The organism is Burkholderia sp. BE17, from assembly GCF_009362305.1.
GTDB lineage: Bacteria > Pseudomonadota > Gammaproteobacteria > Burkholderiales > Burkholderiaceae > Burkholderia > Burkholderia pyrrocinia_C.
The window spans coordinates 1-16999 of the sequence record NZ_WHNU01000041.1 but is presented as its reverse complement, the minus strand read 5'-3'; the positions used below and the strand labels follow the sequence as shown (position 1 = coordinate 16999).

Genomic DNA, 16999 nt, shown 5'->3' with positions numbered 1-16999 from the left:
GTCAGGCTCCGCAGGCGGCCGCGAGCAGCGCGTCATAGCGTCGCTGCGCGCGCAGGATCGCGTCGCAGACTTCGCGCACGGCGCCTTGGCCGCCGCGGGCCTCGGCCACCCAGTGCGCGCGGGCGATCACCTCGGGGTGCGCGTTCGCGGGCGCGGTCGCGAAGCCGCAGCGCAGCATCACCGGCAGGTCGGGCCAGTCGTCGCCCATGTAGCCGCACGCGTCGGCGGTGAGGCCGAGCGATGCGATCAGGTCGGCGAACACCGCGAGCTTGTTCTCGACGCCCTGGAACAGGTGTGCGATCTTCATTTCCTTCGCGCGCGCCGCGACGATCTCCGAGCGGCGGCCCGTGATGATCGCGGTCGCGATGCCGGCTTCGCCGAGCAGCTTCACGCCGTGGCCGTCGAGCGAATTGAACGACTTCATCGCGTCGCCGGCTGCGGTAAACAGCAGGCCGCCGTCGGTCAGTACGCCGTCGACGTCGAAAATCATCAGCTTCACGCGGCTCGCGCGCTCGGCCGCAGTCAACGCTGCGCTCATCAGATCACCTTCTTCGAAAACAGGTCGTGCATGTTCAGCGCGCCGATCAGCGCGCCGTCGGCATCGACCACCAGCATCTGGTTGATCCGGTGGCGCTCCATCAGTTCCACGGCCTCGACCGCCAGGTGATCCGGCCCGATCGTGCGCGGGTTGCGCGTCATCACGTCGGCGATCGGCAGCGTGCGGAAGTCGCCGTCGCGCGCGAGCACGCGGCGCAGGTCGCCGTCCGTGAAGATGCCGGCGACCTTGCCGTCGGCGTCGACCACGGCGGTCATGCCCAGGCGCTTCGCGGTGATTTGAAACAGCGCGTCCGACAGCGTCGCGTCGAGCCCGACGGACGGGACGTCGTCGCCCGTGCGCATCACGTCGCGCACGTAGGTGAGCAGGCGCCGGCCGAGCGCCCCGCCCGGGTGCGAGCGCGCGAAATCTTCCGAACCGAAGCCGCGCGCGTCGAGCACCGCGACGGCAAGCGCGTCGCCGAGCGCGAGCGCGGCGGTCGTGCTCGCGGTGGGCGCGAGGTTCAGCGGGCACGCTTCCTTCGAGACCGCGGCGTTCAGGTTCACGTCGGCGAGCGTGCCGAGGCTCGACTCCGCGCGGCCCGTGATCGCGATCAGCTTCGCGCCGATCCGCTTGACGAGCGGCAGGATCGCGACGAGCTCTTCCGATTCGCCGGAATAGGAGATGCCGATGAAGACGTCGTCGGAGGTGACCATCCCGAGGTCGCCGTGGCTGGCCTCGGCAGGGTGGACGAAAAAGGCCGGCGTGCCGGTGCTGGCCAGCGTTGCCGCGATCTTGCGTGCAATATGCCCCGATTTGCCGATACCGGACACCACCACGCGGCCGCGGCAGCCGAGCAGCAGCGCGACGGCCTGGACGAAGCCGCCGTCGAGCTGGTCGCGCAGCGCGCGCACGGCGTCCGCCTCGATGTCGAGCACGTCGCGGGCGAGCGCGAGCGCCCGATCATCATTGATTTTCGCTATCATGCGCGGAGTATAGCAAAGGCGTTTGTTCGCCGCGCCGGGCTCTCGGACTCGTCCGATGTCGCCTATCCCACGCTACGCCATCGCGCCCGCTTCGCGGTGGCCCCGACGAACGAGGACGCTTTGCCCGTGATTTCCCCGCTCGAAATGACGCTCATGCTGCTGCTGGCTTCGGTGGTGGGCGTCGTCGTATTCCGCTCGCTGAACCTCCCGCCGATGCTCGGCTACCTGACCGTCGGCATCCTGGTCGGCCCGCACGCGCTCGGGATCGCGGCGGATCTCGAGCGCGCCGAGCATCTCGCGGAATTCGGCGTGGTGTTCCTGATGTTCTCGATCGGCCTCGAATTCTCGCTCGCGAAACTGAGGTCGATGCAGCGGCTCGTGTTCGGTCTCGGGCTGCTGCAGGTCGTCGCGACGCTTTTGCTCGCGCTGTTGCTCGGCGCGCTGTTCGAGCGCTGGGTGCACATCACGTGGCAGGGCGCCGTCGCGCTCGGCGGCGCGCTCGCGATGTCGTCGACGGCGATCGTGTCGAAGATGCTTGCCGAACGTCTCGAGATCGAGACCGAGCACGGCCGCAACATCTTCGGCGTGCTGCTGTTCCAGGATCTCGCGGTCGTGCCGCTGCTGATCGTGATCGCCGCGTTCGGCGCCGAATCGTCGAAGGATCTCGCGCTGACGCTCGGCTTCGCGGCGGTCAAGATCGTGATCGCGCTCACGCTGCTGCTGGTCATCGGCCAGCGCTTCATGACGCGCTGGCTCAACGTCGTCGCGCGGCGCCGCTCGCAGGAACTGTTCGTGCTGAACCTGCTGCTCGTCACGCTCGGCGCCGCGTTCATCACCGACAAGTTCGGCCTGTCGCTCGCGCTCGGCGCGTTCATCGCGGGGATGCTGATCTCCGAGACGCCGTTCCGCCATCAGGTGGAGGAGGACATCAAGCCGTTCCGCGACGTGCTGCTCGGCCTGTTCTTCGTGACGACCGGAATGCTGCTCGATCCGCGCGTGATCTGGGAGCATCCGCTGCTCGTGCTCGGCTTCTTCGTCGGGCAGATCCTGTTCAAGGGGACGATGATCGCCGGGCTCGCGCGGCTGTTCGGCGCGACGCCGGGCGTCGCGATGCGCACGGGCATCGGCCTCGCGCAGGCCGGCGAATTCGGCTTCGTGCTGCTGAACCTGATCCTCGACCGGCATCTCGTCGATTCGACGCTGCTGCAGGCGATCCTCGCGTCGATGCTGCTGTCGATGCTCGCCGCGCCGTTCCTGATCCAGAACGCCGACCGGATCGTGATGCGGCTGTCGTCGACCGAATGGATGCAGCAGTCGCTGCAGATGACGCGGATCGCGACGCAAAGCCTGAAGCAGCGCGGCCACGTGATCATCTGCGGCTACGGCCGCGCGGGCCAGAACCTGGCGCGCATGCTCGAGCAGGAAGGCATTTCGTATGTCGCGCTCGACCTCGACCCCGATCGCGTGAGCGCGGCTGGCGCGGCCGGCGAATCGGTCGTGTTCGGCGACGCGGCGCGCCGCGAGTCGCTGCTCGCGGCCGGTATCCACCGCGCGGCCGCGGTCGCGATCACCTATGCGAACACGCCGTCCGCGCTGCGCGTGCTGCATCACGTGCACGAGCTCGAGCCGACGCTGCCCGCGATCGTGCGCACCGTCGACGATGCCGATCTCGAGAAGCTGCTCGCGGCCGGCGCGACCGAGGTGATTCCGGAGATCGTCGAGGGCAGCCTGATGCTCGCGTCGCATACGCTGGTGCTGGTCGGCGTGCCGATGCGCAAGGTCGTGCGGCGCGTCGAGGAAATGCGCGACGAGCGCTACAGCCTGCTGCGCGGCTATTTCCGCGGCGCGGACGACGCGGACGACGACGACCACGAGCAGGTGCGGCTACAATCGGTGCCGGTCGATGCGCGCGCGGACGCGGTCGGGCGCTCGCTGGAGGAGCTCGGGCTGTATGCGCTCGGGCTGGAAGTCACGGCGATCCGCCGGCACGGCATCCGCGGCGTCGAACCCGATCCGCAGACCAAGCTGCGCGCGAGCGACATCGTCGTGCTGCGCGGGCTGCCCGAGGCGCTCGCGCTCGCGGAGGAGCGGCTGTCGCGCCATCGGCGCGACCCGCCGGCCGCGGCCGCGTGAGTCGCGCTTCAATAACCTGACCCGTATTTGTTCGAAACGGTGCCCGATCTTCGCGCACCGTTTTTTTCGGAGAGTTTCATGCCGCATTCGTCGTCGGGCGCGCCGCTCGATCCGGTCGCCTTCATCCACAGCCAGATCCGCACGGTGCCCGACTGGCCGCAGCCGGGCGTGATGTTCCGCGACATCACGACGCTGCTGCAGAGCCCGAAGGCGCTGCGCATCCTCGTCGACCTGTTCGTCGAACGTTATGTCGATGCGAAGCTCGACTACGTCGCGGGCCTCGACGCGCGCGGCTTCATCATCGCGCCGATCGTCGCGTACGAGCTGAGCGTCGGCTTCGTGCCGATCCGCAAGGTCGGCAAGCTGCCGTACAAGACGTGCTCGGAATCGTACGACCTCGAATACGGCAGCGCGACGGTCGAGATCCACGAGGATGCGTGCCGCCCCGGCGACCGCGTGATCATCATGGACGACCTGATCGCGACCGGCGGCACGATGATGGCGGGGCGCAACCTGCTGCAGCGGCTCGGCGCGGTTGTCGTCGAGGGCGCCGCGATCATCGACCTGCCCGATCTCGGCGGCTCGGCGCTGCTGCGCAACGCGGGACTGCCCGTCTATACCGTCACCGAATTCGCCGGCCACTGAACGCCGGCTTACACCACGAGGTCACGATGCCCAACTTCATGCTGTTTCTCGCCACGTCGATCGCGATCACGTTCGCGCCGGGTCCCGACAATCTGCAAGTGCTCGCGCGCGGCATCTCGCAGGGCCGCGCGGCCGGCTTCGTCGCCGCGCTCGGCTTCACGGCCGGGATCCTGTTCCACACGACGCTCGCGGCGCTCGGCGTCGCGGCCGTGCTGCGTTCGTCGCCGGTCGCGTTCGAGATCCTGAAGCTCGCGGGCGCCGCGTACCTCGTGTGGATCGGCATCAAGGCGCTGCGCAGCCAGGGCCTCGCGAACGCGCACGCGCGCCCGCCGCAGCCGCTCGGCACGATCTTCCGGCAGAGCGTGATCGGCAACCTGATGAACCCGAAGGTCACGCTGTTCTTCGTCGTGTTCCTGCCGCAGTTCGTCGATCCGCACGGCGCGCAGAGCGTGACGCTGCAGATGTTCGAGCTCGGCGCGCTGTTCATGCTGCAGACGGCCGCGATCTTCTCGCTGTTCGGCATCGGCGCCGGCATGATCGGCGCATGGCTGAAGCGCCGCCCGAAGGCCGGCGTGTGGCTCGACCGGATCGCCGGCGCGACGTTCATCGCGATCGGCATCCGCGTCGCGCTGAAGGACTGACGGCGATGACGTTTCCGTGCATCGCGGCCGCGCGCCGCTTCGATCCGGCCGCGCACCTGCGCTTCGAGATCGCCGGCCAGGCGGTCGGCTGGGTGCGCAGCAAGGATGTCGCGAAGCTTGCGCGCTGGCCCGACGTGTTCGAGCTGACCGGCGAGCGCGTCCTGCTGTCGGCGCGCTACGATTCGGTCGACGCGCGCAGCATGGCGCTGGCGAGCGCGATCGGCGCGCTCGCGGCCGAAGGCGCGATTCCCGGCTGGCGCGACGAGATCTACGCGATCCGCAACCGCTTCGACGATGCACCGCTCGCATACATCGAGCGCGCCGCGTCGCGGTTCTTCGGGACGCAGACTTATGCGGTGCATCTGAACGGCATCGTAGAATGTGCGGCTGCGCCGGGCGAGGCGCCCGCCGCGGCCGTGCCGCAGATGTGGCTCGGCCGCCGCAGCGCGACCAAGGCAACCGACCCCGGCATGCTCGACAATGTCGTCGCGGGCGGCATCGGCTGGGGCCTGGGCGTTCACGAGACGCTCGCGAAGGAGTGCTGGGAGGAAGCCGGCATTCCGGCCGAACTCGCGGCGCGTGCGATCGCGGGCCGCGCGGTGCAGGTGCTGTGCTCGCTGCCGGAAGGCACGCAGTCCGAACTGATCTTCGTGTACGACCTGCCGCTGCCGCACGACTTCGCGCCGCGCAACCAGGACGGCGAAGTGGCCGAGCATCTGCTGGCCGGCGTGCCCGAGGTGATCGGCTGGCTGCGCGAGGGCCGCGCGACGATGGACGCGAGCCTCGCGACGCTCGACACGCTGCTGCGCCATCGCTGGCTCGCTGCGGCCGACGCGGCGGGCATCGACGCGCTGTACGCGCCGGCCGCGTGACGCGCGCCGCGACGCGCAGTCCGGCGGCGCGAACGGGCAATTTGACGAATACGGAAACAAAGGGAGTAGCGGTCATGCCGACCGATCACAGCTTTATCTTGAAACTGTCGTGCCCCGACCGGCACGGCATCGTCCACGCGGTCTCGGGCTTCCTGTTCGAGCGCAGCAACAACATCCTCGATTCGGCGCAGTTCGGCGACAGCCGCACCAGCGAATTCTTCATGCGCGTGCACTTCGAGCAGGACGGCAACGGCACGGATGCCGCGTCGGCGCTCGACACACTTCGCAAGGAATTCGCGCCGCTCGCCGAGCAGTTTTCGATGCGCTGGGAACTGCACGACGCGGCCGTGAAGCCGCGCGTCGTGATCATGGTGTCGAAGATCGGCCACTGCCTGAACGACCTGCTGTTCCGCTATCGCACCGGCCAGCTGCCGATCGAGATCCCGGCGATCGTGTCGAACCACAAGGAGTTCTACCAGCTCGCCGCAAGCTACAACATCCCGTTCCATCACTTCCCGCTGATCGGCGGTTCGTCCGATGCGGCGAAGGCCGCGCAGGAAGCGCGCGTGCTGGAAGTGATCGACGAGCACCAGGCCGATCTCGTCGTGCTCGCACGCTACATGCAGATCCTGTCGCCGAACATGTGTCAGCAGCTCGCCGGGCGCGCGATCAACATCCACCACTCGTTCCTGCCGAGCTTCAAGGGCGCGAAGCCGTACTACCAGGCGTTCGACCGCGGCGTGAAGCTGATCGGCGCGACCGCGCACTACGTGACGACCGATCTCGACGAAGGCCCGATCATCGAGCAGGAAGTCGAGCGCGTCGACCACAGCATGACGCCCGACCAGTTGACCGCGATCGGCCGCGACGTCGAGTGCGTGACGCTCGCGCGCGCGGTGAAGTGGCACGTCGAGCATCGGATCGTGCTGAACGGGACCAAGACGGTCGTGTTCCGCTGATCGGCCAGCCGCGTTCGTCGGCCTGCCTGCACAAACAAAAACGCCGCGCCCTTCACGGGGCGCGGCGTTTTTTATCGCGTGGCGCGCGGGTTTCAGATCAGCCGCAGCAGGTACAGCTCGCGTTTCAGGTACGCATAGAAGATCGGCGCGGCGATCACGCCCGGCAGCCCGAACGCGGCCTCCATGATCAGCATCGCGAGCAGCAGCTCCCACGCGCGAGACTCGATCTGGCCGCCGATGATCTTCGCGTTCAGGAAGTATTCGAGCTTGTGGATGACCACGAGGAACACGAGCGACGCGATTGCGGTGCCCATGCTGACCGACAGCGACACGGCGACGATCAGCGTGTTCGAGATCAGGTTGCCGATCACCGGCAGCAGGCCGACGATGAACGTGACGAGCACGAGCGTCTTCGACAGCGGCAGCCGCTCGTGGAAGATCGGCAGTGCGACGAGCAGGTAGATGCCCGTGAACGTCGCGTTGATCGCCGAGATCTTGATCTGCGCGAACACGATCCGGCGGAATGCATCGGAGAAGCGCGACACGCGCGTGACGAGCGCGGTCGACAGCGGCCGGCGTACCTTGCCATGCTCGACGCCGATCGCGATCATCGCGCCGATGATCATCCCGAACAGCACGTGGCCGAAGCCGCGCGCGACGCTCTTGCCGCTCTGCTGGAGCTGGTCCATGTGCGAGTGCATTAGCACGGCCGCCTTCGTCTTCATCTGCTCGACGTCGACCGGCAGCAGGTTCGCGATCCAGGCCGGCGTGCGCGCGCGGGTTTGCTCGACGATCTGCATCAACTGGTCGAGCAGGCTCTGCAGGTTCGGCACCGTGTGCTCGAAATGCTCGATGATGCCGATCGTCAGGCCCGTGAGCCCGCCGACGATCACGATCGCCAGCAGCACGACGGCGACCCAGCGTGCACGCATGCTCGTCGTGTGACGTTCGATCATGGGCGCGATCGTGTGGATCAGTTGGTAGACGAGCAGGCCGGCCAGCAGCCCGCCGAGCAGCTTGAGCTCGAGGACGAGCCACATCGTGACGATCGCGAAGAGATAGCTGCCGATCTCGAGTGCCGACAGCCTCGGCAGGCTGAAGTCGCTCGTCAGCCGCACGCTGCGCAGGTGCGGCTCGCGGCTCTGCGCGTCGCGCGACTCTTGTTGCTTCTCCATCGTGGATTCCTGTCGTTCGTGTGTCATGCCGTGCAGCGCGCGGCAGAGCCGGGCTCGCCCGGCGCCGCACCGGATTGGTGCGGACGGCGAACCTTACGACCGTAAAGTATAGCTGCCATTATGGTCCGCAACCGGGCCGTTTGGCGCATGGTGTAAACGCAGAAGGGAAAACGAGGGGGCGGACGGCGTGCCGCCAACGGTCGCGCGCGGCCGGGTGGCCGCGCGCGGGAAGGGCCGGGACGGCGGAATGCGCGTCAGCCGGCCGCGACCTTGCGGGTCGAACGCTTGAGCAGCGGCGCGAGGTACTTGCCGGTGAAGCTCGCCTTCGTCTTCGCGACCTGCTCGGGCGTGCCCTGCGCGATGATCTGGCCGCCGCCGGCGCCGCCTTCGGGGCCGAGGTCGATCACCCAGTCGGCCGTCTTGATCACGTCGAGGTTGTGCTCGATGATCACGACCGTGTTGCCCTGGTCGCGCAGCCGGTGGATCACCTCGAGCAGCAGCGCGATGTCGTGGAAGTGCAGGCCGGTGGTCGGCTCGTCGAGGATGTACAGCGTGCGGCCCGTGTCGCGCTTCGACAGCTCCAGCGACAGCTTCACGCGCTGCGCCTCGCCGCCCGACAGCGTCGTGGCCGACTGGCCGAGGCGGATGTAGCCGAGGCCGACGTCGAGCAGCGTCTTCAGCTTGCGCGCGATGACCGGCACCGCGCTGAAGAACTCGTACGCATGCTCGACCGTCATGTCGAGCACTTCGCTGACGTTCTTGCCCTTGTACTGCACTTCGAGCGTTTCGCGGTTGTAGCGCTTGCCGTGGCACACGTCGCACGGCACGTAGACGTCCGGCAGGAAGTGCATCTCGACCTTCAGCACGCCGTCGCCCTGGCACGATTCGCAGCGGCCGCCCTTCACGTTGAACGAGAAGCGGCCCGGATCGTAGCCGCGCTCCTTCGAGGTCGGCACGCCCGAGAACAGCTCGCGGATCGGCGTGAACAGGCCCGTGTACGTGGCCGGGTTCGAGCGCGGCGTGCGGCCGATCGGCGATTGGTCGACGTTGATCACCTTGTCGAAGTGCTCGAGGCCCTCGATCGCCTCGTGCGGCGCCGGCTCGGCCGACGAGCCGTACAGGTGGCGCGCGACCGCGTGATACAGCGTGTCGTTGATCAGCGTCGACTTGCCGGAGCCCGACACGCCGGTGATGCAGGTCAGCAGGCCGACCGGCAGTTCGAGATCGACGTGCTTCAGGTTGTTGCCGTGCGCGTCGACGATGCGCAGCATCCGCTCGGCGTCGGGTGCGATCCGCTCGTCCGGATACTCGATCGTGCGCTTGCCGAGCAGGTACTGGCCCGTCAGCGACTGCGGGTTCGACTGCACCTGCTTCGGCGTGCCTTCGGCCACCACCACGCCGCCGTGCTCGCCCGCGCCGGGGCCCATGTCGACGACGTAGTCGGCCGTGCGGATCATGTCCTCGTCGTGCTCGACGACGATCACCGAGTTGCCGAGGTCGCGCAGGTGCTTGAGCGTGCCGATCAGGCGGTCGTTGTCGCGCTGGTGCAGGCCGATCGACGGCTCGTCGAGCACGTACATCACGCCTGTCAGGCCCGAGCCGATCTGCGACGCGAGCCGGATCCGCTGCGCCTCGCCGCCCGACAGCGTTTCGGCGCTGCGCTCGAGCGACAGGTAGTCGAGGCCGACGTTGTTCAGGAACGTCAGGCGCGCGACGATTTCCTTGATCACCTTGTCGGCGATCTCGCGCTTCGCGCCTTCGAGCGTCAGCCCGTCGAAATAGCCGAGCGCGTCGCGCAGCGGCCAGCCGCTGATTTCATAGATGCCGCGCGCGTAGTCGCCGGTGCCGATCCGCACGTGGCGCGCCTCGCGGCGCAGGCGCGTGCCTTCGCACGACGGGCACGGCTGGTTGTTCTGGTATTTCGACAGTTCTTCGCGCACCGCGACCGAATCGGTCTCGCGGTAGCGGCGTTCGAGGTTCGGGATGATCCCTTCGAACACGTGCTCGCGGATCGTCGTGCGGCCGCGCTCGTTGATGTACGAGAACGGGATCGTCTGCTTGCCCGAGCCGAACAGCAGCACCTTCCTGATCTTTTCAGGAAGATCCTCGAACGCGGCGTCGATGTCGAACTCGTAGAACGCCGCGAGGCTTTGCAGCATCTGGAAGTAGAACTGGTTGCGGCGGTCCCAGCCCTTTACCGCACCGGCGGCGAGCGACAGCGACGGGTGCGCGACGACCCGCTTCGGGTCGAAGAACGTGATCTGGCCGAGGCCGTCGCATTCCGGGCACGCGCCCATCGGGTTGTTGAACGAGAACAGGCGCGGCTCGAGCTCCTGCAGCGAGTACGAGCAGATCGGGCACGCGAACTTCGAGCTGAACAGGTGCTCGTGGTCGGTATCCATCTCGAGCGCGATCGCGCGGCCGTCGGCGAGGCGCAGCGCCGTCTCGAACGATTCGGCGAGGCGCTGCTTCATGTCCGGGCGCACCTTCAGGCGATCGACGACGACGTCGATCGTGTGCTTGTCGTTCTTCTTGAGCTTCGGCAGCGACTCGACCTCGTAGATCTTCGCGACGCCTTCGTTCGCGGTGCCGCCGCCCGAGCGCACGCGAAAGCGCACGAAGCCCTGCGCCTGCATCTCCTCGAACAGCTCGGCGTGCTCGCCCTTGCGGTTCGCGACGACGGGCGCGAGGATCATCAGCTTGGTTTCCTCGGGCAGCGCGAGCGCCGCGTCGACCATCTGCGACACGCTCTGCGCCTCGAGCGGGATGTCGTGGTCGGGGCAGTACGGCGTGCCGACACGTGCGTACAAAAGTCGCAGGTAGTCGTGGATTTCCGTGACCGTGCCGACGGTCGAACGCGGGTTGTGGGACGTCGCCTTCTGCTCGATCGAGATCGCGGGCGACAGGCCCTCGATCAGGTCGACGTCCGGTTTCTCCATCAACTGCAGGAACTGGCGGGCATACGCGGAAAGGCTTTCGACGTAGCGGCGCTGGCCCTCGGCATAAAGGGTATCGAACGCGAGCGACGACTTGCCCGACCCTGACAACCCGGTAATCACGATCAGCTTGTGGCGCGGCAGGTCGAGATTGACGTTTTTCAGGTTGTGGGTACGTGCCCCACGGATACGGATCTGTTCCATGAACCTGGCGAAAATGGAGGGAACCAAACCTGCTACTATAACGGCTTTTCGAGGCCGTCGTTTGGGGCCCCCAGCCTTACAGCAGGTGGCAGCAAGGCGGCGCCTGCGCCGGGGAAGGCGGTCGCGCCGCGCGGTTCCGGGCGGCCCGCAGGCCGCCGGCATCCTGCCCCGACGCGTCGCCCGCCGGGCCTCCCGGGCCGCCGGTCCTGATCTTTCGCCGCCCGCTGCCGGGCGGGCACACCGATCATTCGAAATTCATTCCCGATGTCCAATCCGTCCGCCACGTCTTCCCGCATGACCGCGCCCGAGCTGCGCGCGACCACGTCGCTCGCGGCGATCTTCGCGCTGCGCATGCTCGGCCTGTTCATGATCATGCCGGTGTTCTCGGTCTACGCGAAAACCATCCCGGGCGGCGACAACGTGCTGCTCGTCGGCATCGCGCTCGGGGCCTACGGCGTCACGCAGTCGCTGTTCTACATTTTCTACGGCTGGGCGTCCGACAAGTTCGGCCGCAAGCCGGTGATCGCCGCGGGCCTCGTGATCTTCGCGCTCGGCAGCTTCGTCGCCGCGTTCGCGCACGACATCACGTGGATCATCGTCGGCCGCGTGATCCAGGGGATGGGCGCCGTATCGTCCGCGGTGCTCGCGTTCATCGCCGACCTGACGTCCGAGCAGAACCGCACGAAGGCGATGGCGATGGTCGGCGGCTCGATCGGCGTGTCGTTCGCGGTCGCGATCGTCGGTGCGCCGATCGTGTTCCACTGGGTCGGGATGAGCGGACTGTTCACGATCGTCGGCTTGCTGTCGATCCTCGCGATCGGCGTCGTGCTGTGGATCGTGCCCGACGCGGCGAAGCCCGTGCACGTGCCCGCGCCGTTCGCCGAGGTGCTGCACAACGTCGAGCTGCTGCGCCTGAACTTCGGCGTGCTGGTGCTGCATGCGACGCAGACGGCGCTGTTCCTCGTCGTGCCGCGCCTGCTGGTCGACGGCGGGCTGCCGGTCGCCGCGCACTGGAAGGTCTACCTGCCGGTGATGGGGCTCGCGTTCGTGATGATGGTCCCGGCGATCATCGTCGCGGAAAAGCGGGGCAAGATGAAGCCGGTGCTGCTCGGCGGCATTCTGGCTATCCTGATCGGCCAATTGCTGCTGGGCAGCGCGCCGCATACCATTCTGATTGTGGCGGCGATCCTGTTCGTGTACTTCCTCGGGTTCAACATCCTGGAAGCGTCGCAGCCGTCGCTCGTGTCGAAGCTCGCGCCGGGTTCGCGCAAGGGCGCGGCCACGGGCGTCTACAACACCACGCAGTCGATCGGGCTCGCGCTCGGCGGCATCGCAGGCGGCTGGCTGCTGAAGCACGGCGGCGCGAATACCGTGTTCTATGCGTGTTCGGGGCTGGTTGCCGCGTGGCTTATAATCGCGGCCAGCATGAAAGCGCCGCCGCGCAAGGCCTGAACCTAATTTTCGGGCAGGCACCGGCAGCGTTCGCGGGCTTGCCCGGCGGGCCGCTCCGACGCATGCGCGGGCGGCCCGGCATCGAATTTACTGGAGAAACACATGGCATCCGTCAACAAGGTCATCCTCGTCGGCAATCTCGGCGCCGATCCTGAAGTCCGTTACCTGCCGAGCGGCGACGCGGTTGCGAACATCCGTCTCGCGACGACCGACCGCTACAAGGACAAGGCAAGCGGCGATTTCAAGGAAATGACCGAGTGGCATCGCGTCGCGTTCTTCGGCCGTCTGGCGGAAATCGTCAGCGAATACCTGAAGAAGGGTTCGTCGGTCTATATCGAAGGCCGCATCCGCACGCGCAAGTGGCAAGGCCAGGACGGCCAGGATCGTTACTCGACCGAAATCGTCGCGGACCAGATGCAGATGCTCGGCGGCCGCGGCGGTGCGGGTGGCGGCGGTGGCGGCGGTGACGAAGGCGGTTACGGCGGCGGCTACGGTGGTGGTGGCGGCGGCCGCGGCGAGCAGACGGAACGCGCCGGTGGCGGCGGCGGTCGTGCCGGCGGCGGCGCGCAGAGCCGTCCGAGCGCACCGGCAGGCGGCGGCTTCGACGAGATGGACGACGATATTCCGTTCTGATCGGCAAGTCGGCATCCCGCATCACGATGGGCCCGAATGTCCGAGTCAAGCCAGTCGCTTGGCCCGGGTCTTCGGGCCTTGCTTCGTTTACGTCCTTGTCCCCCGCACTGCAGGCGAACCGTGGCTGACGAACTCCCCGACCTCATCGCTGCGCATCTCGACGTGCTGTTCTGCGGGATCAACCCCGGCATGACCGCCGCCGCGACCGGGCACCACTTCGCGGGGAGAAGCAACCGCTTCTGGCGCGTGATTCATCTCGCGGGTTTCACGCCAACGGAAATTCCCCCGCAGGACGATCGCACGATACTCCGGTACGGCTGCGGCGTGACGGCAGTGGTGAAGCGGCCGACCGCGAGTGCCGATCAGCTTTCGCGCGCGGAATTCATCGCCGCGGCCGCGGAGTTCGAGCAGAAGGTAGCGCGTTATGGGCCGCGCTTTGTCGCCTTTCTCGGCAAGGCGGCGTACTCGGCGCTTTCAGGGCAACGCGAAATCGCATGGGGATTGCAGCCGGCCCGCATGCAGTGCGCGAGCGTCTGGGTGCTGCCCAATCCCAGCGGGAGAAATCTTGCGTTCGGCCTCGACGATCTGGTCGATGCGTACCGTCAGCTTTATCGGCAGGCGAGGTCCGCGTCCGGTCGTCAGCCGGACGGGCAGCCGAATGCGACGCAATAAGACGGCATCCCCGTGGCCGGGCACCGTGTTGTCGCGTGCGTTTTACGATCGCCCGGCCACCGACGTCGCACCGCAACTGCTCAACAAGATCCTCGCGGCAGCCGACGGCCGGGCCGGCCGCATCGTCGAGGTGGAAGCCTATGCCGGCGCGATCGATCCGGCGGCGCACACCTATCGCGGCAAGACGCCGCGCAATGCGACGATGTTCGGGCCGCCCGGGCACCTGTACGTCTATTTCACGTACGGCATGCACTGGTGCTGCAATTGCGTGTGCGGCCCGGACGGCATGGGAACGGGCGTGCTGATTCGTGCGCTGGAACCGCTGCACGGGCTCGAACGGATGCGTGCGGCACGGCCGCCGCTGACGCGCGATCGCGATCTGTGCCGCGGGCCGGCGCGGTTGACGCAGGCGATGGGGATCGGCGGCGCGCAGGATGGCGTCGATCTGGTTGGCGCACGCGAAGGGTTCGCGATCGTGGACGACGGCATGGCGCCGCCCACGGATCTGGCGGGCGGGCCGCGCATCGGCATTCGCGTCGGCAAGGATTTGCCGTGGCGATGGAGCGTGCCCGGCAACCGATATGTGTCGGGGGCGCTGCCGCGCATCTGATGCGTGCCGCCCACAATCGCGCGTAATTCGATCTGCGTCACGCAGCCGCCATTATTGACCGGCTAAGCTGCTCCTTTCGACGTTTCGATCGAGGAGACACCATGCGGCGGGTCGTATTCAACCAGAAGGGCGGCGTGGGCAAATCGACAATCGTCTGCAACCTGGCGGCGATCGGCGCGAGCGAAGGGCTGCGCACGCTCGTCATCGACCTCGATGCGCAGGCGAACTCCACGCGCTATCTGCTCGGCGACGCCGCGGCCGACGCGCAACCGGGCGTCGCCGGCTTCTTCGAAACCGCGCTGACCTTCAACTTCCGTCCGGTCGACGTCGCGTCGTTCATCCATCCGACTCCGTTCGAAGGGCTCGACGTGATGCCCGCGCATCCGGACCTCGACACGCTGCACGGCAAGCTCGAATCGCGCTACAAGATCTACAAGCTGCGCGACGCGCTGAACGAGCTCGACACCTACGACGCCGTGTACATCGACACGCCGCCCGCGCTGAATTTCTACACGCGCTCGGCGCTGATCGCGGTCGAGCGCTGCCTGATCCCGTTCGATTGCGACGATTTCTCGCGCCGCGCGCTGTACACGCTGCTCGAGAACGTGAAGGAAATCCAGCAGGACCACAACGCGGCGCTCGAAGTGGAGGGGATCGTCATCAACCAGTTCCAGCCGCGCGCGAGCCTGCCGCAACGGCTGGTCGACGAGCTCGTCGACGAAGGGCTGCCGGTGCTCGCGTCGAGACTGTCGGCGTCGGTGAAGATCCGCGAGTCGCATCAGCAGTCCAAGCCCGTGATTCACCTCGAACCCGGGCACAAGCTCGCGCGGGAATTCCTCGCACTCCATCGCGAACTGGCCGGCTGATCGCGCGCGCCGGCGCCGGCCGCGGCCGTTTCATACGGCCGCGCTTTTTCATTACGACCCGAAATTCGTCCGATCATTGATTCCGTCATTAATAATCCCGGAAACGATTTCATAATAAATCCGGAAAAAACGATTACATAAGCGGCTGCTCCATTTTCAATGGGCGCCGGTTTTCTAATAAACGGAATAATGAATTGGTAAATGTTGCGCGATGTCACGATGCGCTATGCTGTAAAAAGGTAAAAGAAGATATTGCGGGACAGAGTGCCGCGGCGTTTTCTCCGTGATATCGACGCGTCGCAGGCTCCGGCTGCCGCCCGAAGGGGTGTAAGGGTTTATACCTAGCATTAATGCCATTTTATTGACAATTAATCGATCTAGAATGGCTCCCTTCAACTTCTCGTGCTCAAATGAGTGGCGGGTTGTCAATAAGGAAGTCGGCTATCGATCTGGCTTCCATTTTTCTTTACGTCGTCTCTCGCATTGCTAACAGGAGCGTGCCCGATGTCCGTATTTGCCCCCGAAAAATTCGCCGCCGATTATCAATCCGGTATCGCCGCGTGGTTCGCGATCGCCCGTCCGGCGATCAAGGGTTTCGAGGCTGTCGTCGAACTCAACCTGCAGGCGGCCCGGACTGCGCTCGAGGAATACGAGGACAAGCTGAAGAACGCCTTCAACAGCAGCAATCCGGCCGCGGGTTTCGCGCAGCAGGCAGCCGTACCGCAGGAAGCGGCCGGCAAGGTCGTGTCGTACGGCCGCCATCTGTTCGACATCGCGGTGTCGACGCAATCCGAATGGGCGAAGGTCGCGCAGGCGCAATACGAACAGAACGACAAGCGCCTGAAGGACGTGATCGGCGAGCTGTCGAAGCATGCGCCGGCCGGCTCGGCACCGGTGGTGGCCGCACTGAATTCGGCGCTGTCCGCGGCGACGGCCGCGGCCGACTCCGTGCGCGCAGCGACGGGTCAGGCGATCGAAGCCGCACAGAGCAGCTTCGAGGCGGTCAGCGAAACGGCCGCGCGCGGCGGCAAGCAGACGGCTGCCGCCGCACGCAAGGACGCAGCGGCTGCGCGCGAATCGGCTGCGTAACGACGTAACCGCGGACATAACCGCGGACGTGAGTGCGTGTCGCGCGCAGGCGCGACACGATTGATCGGCGCCGGGTGGCGCCGCGCACCGCGTGTGCCGCGCAGTGCGTGGAACCTCCGGTCTGCCGCAAGGCGCCGGTGCATGTGCGGGCCGTGCCGGTGCGACCGGGCGCTGCTCGTGGCGCGGCGGCGTGCGACCTTTATCGCGCCGGATGGCCCGACGTGCGCCGTCGCCGGTTGCAGCCGGCACGTGCCGGCGTCAGAACGCGAACTTGATTTCGATGCAGGAACTGAACATGACGGACGTAGTGATCGTATCGGCCGCGCGGACCGCGGTCGGCAAATTCGGCGGCTCGCTTGCGAAGATTGCGGCGCCGGAGCTGGGCGCGACGGTGATCCGCGCGGTGCTGGAGCGTGCGGGCGTGAAGCCCGAGCAGATCAGCGAAGTGATCATGGGCCAGGTGTTGACGGCCGGCTCGGGGCAGAACCCGGCGCGGCAGTCGCTGATCAAGGCCGGGCTGCCGTCGGCGGTGCCGGGGATGACGATCAACAAGGTGTGCGGCTCGGGCCTGAAGGCCGTGATGCTGGCGGC

General features: G+C 66.9%; 15 protein-coding genes and 1 pseudogene. 12 read left to right on the top strand and 4 right to left on the bottom strand.

Going from position 1 to position 16999, the window contains the following annotated elements; translation table 11 throughout:
* Position 1 precedes the first annotated feature (1 nt).
* Positions 2-538, bottom strand: coding sequence for a KdsC family phosphatase (locus GD429_RS30055; protein WP_152862513.1), 537 nt, complete (start codon positions 536-538; stop codon positions 2-4).
* On the bottom strand, positions 538-1521 hold the full coding sequence (gene kdsD / locus GD429_RS30050) for an arabinose 5-phosphate isomerase KdsD (RefSeq protein ID WP_152862511.1): 984 nt from the start codon (positions 1519-1521) through the stop codon (positions 538-540). The genes GD429_RS30055 and kdsD overlap by 1 nt, the downstream gene beginning before the upstream one ends.
* A 126-nt stretch (positions 1522-1647) precedes the next feature.
* Here kdsD and GD429_RS30045 point away from each other — a divergent pair, with 126 nt between their 5' ends.
* From GD429_RS30045 to purU, 5 genes are all read left to right on the top strand, one after another.
* A complete protein-coding gene (locus GD429_RS30045; RefSeq protein WP_321574981.1) occupies positions 1648-3654 on the top strand; it encodes a cation:proton antiporter in 2007 nt (668 codons plus the stop codon).
* A gap of 78 nt (positions 3655-3732) precedes the next feature.
* Positions 3733-4299 (top strand): adenine phosphoribosyltransferase, encoded by a 567-nt coding sequence (locus tag GD429_RS30040; RefSeq protein ID WP_152862509.1) that lies wholly within the window; start codon positions 3733-3735, stop codon positions 4297-4299.
* Between the two features lie 26 nt (positions 4300-4325).
* Positions 4326-4940, top strand: coding sequence for a LysE family translocator (locus GD429_RS30035; RefSeq protein ID WP_152862507.1), 615 nt, complete (start codon positions 4326-4328; stop codon positions 4938-4940).
* Positions 4941-4945: 5 nt separating this feature from the next.
* On the top strand, positions 4946-5812 hold the full coding sequence (locus tag GD429_RS30030) for an NUDIX hydrolase (RefSeq protein WP_152862505.1): 867 nt from the start codon (positions 4946-4948) through the stop codon (positions 5810-5812).
* 74 nt (positions 5813-5886) lie between these two features.
* The gene (gene purU / locus GD429_RS30025; protein ID WP_034179051.1) at positions 5887-6771 is read left to right on the top strand and encodes a formyltetrahydrofolate deformylase; all 885 of its coding nucleotides are present in this window, start codon (positions 5887-5889) and stop codon (positions 6769-6771) included.
* 92 nt (positions 6772-6863) lie between these two features.
* Here the strand turns inward: purU and GD429_RS30020 are convergent, their stop codons facing one another.
* Positions 6864-7946, bottom strand: a complete 1083-nt coding sequence (locus tag GD429_RS30020) for an AI-2E family transporter (protein WP_193727233.1) — start codon at positions 7944-7946, stop codon at positions 6864-6866.
* Between the two features lie 254 nt (positions 7947-8200).
* The gene (uvrA, locus tag GD429_RS30015; RefSeq protein ID WP_152862503.1) at positions 8201-11086 is read right to left on the bottom strand and encodes an excinuclease ABC subunit UvrA; all 2886 of its coding nucleotides are present in this window, start codon (positions 11084-11086) and stop codon (positions 8201-8203) included.
* Between the two features lie 264 nt (positions 11087-11350).
* On the opposite strand from uvrA, the gene GD429_RS30005 reads away from it, so the two are divergent.
* The 7 genes and pseudogenes from GD429_RS30005 to GD429_RS29975 form a co-directional block, all read left to right on the top strand.
* A complete protein-coding gene (locus GD429_RS30005; protein WP_152862501.1) occupies positions 11351-12538 on the top strand; it encodes an MFS transporter in 1188 nt (395 codons plus the stop codon).
* 102 nt (positions 12539-12640) lie between these two features.
* On the top strand, positions 12641-13171 hold the full coding sequence (locus GD429_RS30000) for a single-stranded DNA-binding protein (protein ID WP_152862499.1): 531 nt from the start codon (positions 12641-12643) through the stop codon (positions 13169-13171).
* A gap of 120 nt (positions 13172-13291) precedes the next feature.
* Entirely contained in the window at positions 13292-13843 is a 552-nt protein-coding gene (gene mug, locus GD429_RS29995; protein ID WP_321574992.1) for a G/U mismatch-specific DNA glycosylase, read from the top strand.
* Complete coding sequence (locus GD429_RS29990; RefSeq protein WP_152862495.1) at positions 13830-14453, top strand: DNA-3-methyladenine glycosylase; 624 nt, start codon at positions 13830-13832, stop codon at positions 14451-14453. The genes mug and GD429_RS29990 overlap by 14 nt, the downstream gene beginning before the upstream one ends.
* 101 nt (positions 14454-14554) lie before the next feature.
* On the top strand, positions 14555-15319 hold the full coding sequence (locus GD429_RS29985; RefSeq protein WP_152862493.1) for a ParA family protein: 765 nt from the start codon (positions 14555-14557) through the stop codon (positions 15317-15319).
* Positions 15320-15823: 504 nt separating this feature from the next.
* Positions 15824-16408, top strand: coding sequence for a TIGR01841 family phasin (gene phaP, locus GD429_RS29980; protein ID WP_152862491.1), 585 nt, complete (start codon positions 15824-15826; stop codon positions 16406-16408).
* A gap of 295 nt (positions 16409-16703) precedes the next feature.
* Positions 16704-16999 (top strand): annotated as a pseudogene (locus GD429_RS29975) (acetyl-CoA C-acetyltransferase); the annotation flags it as partial.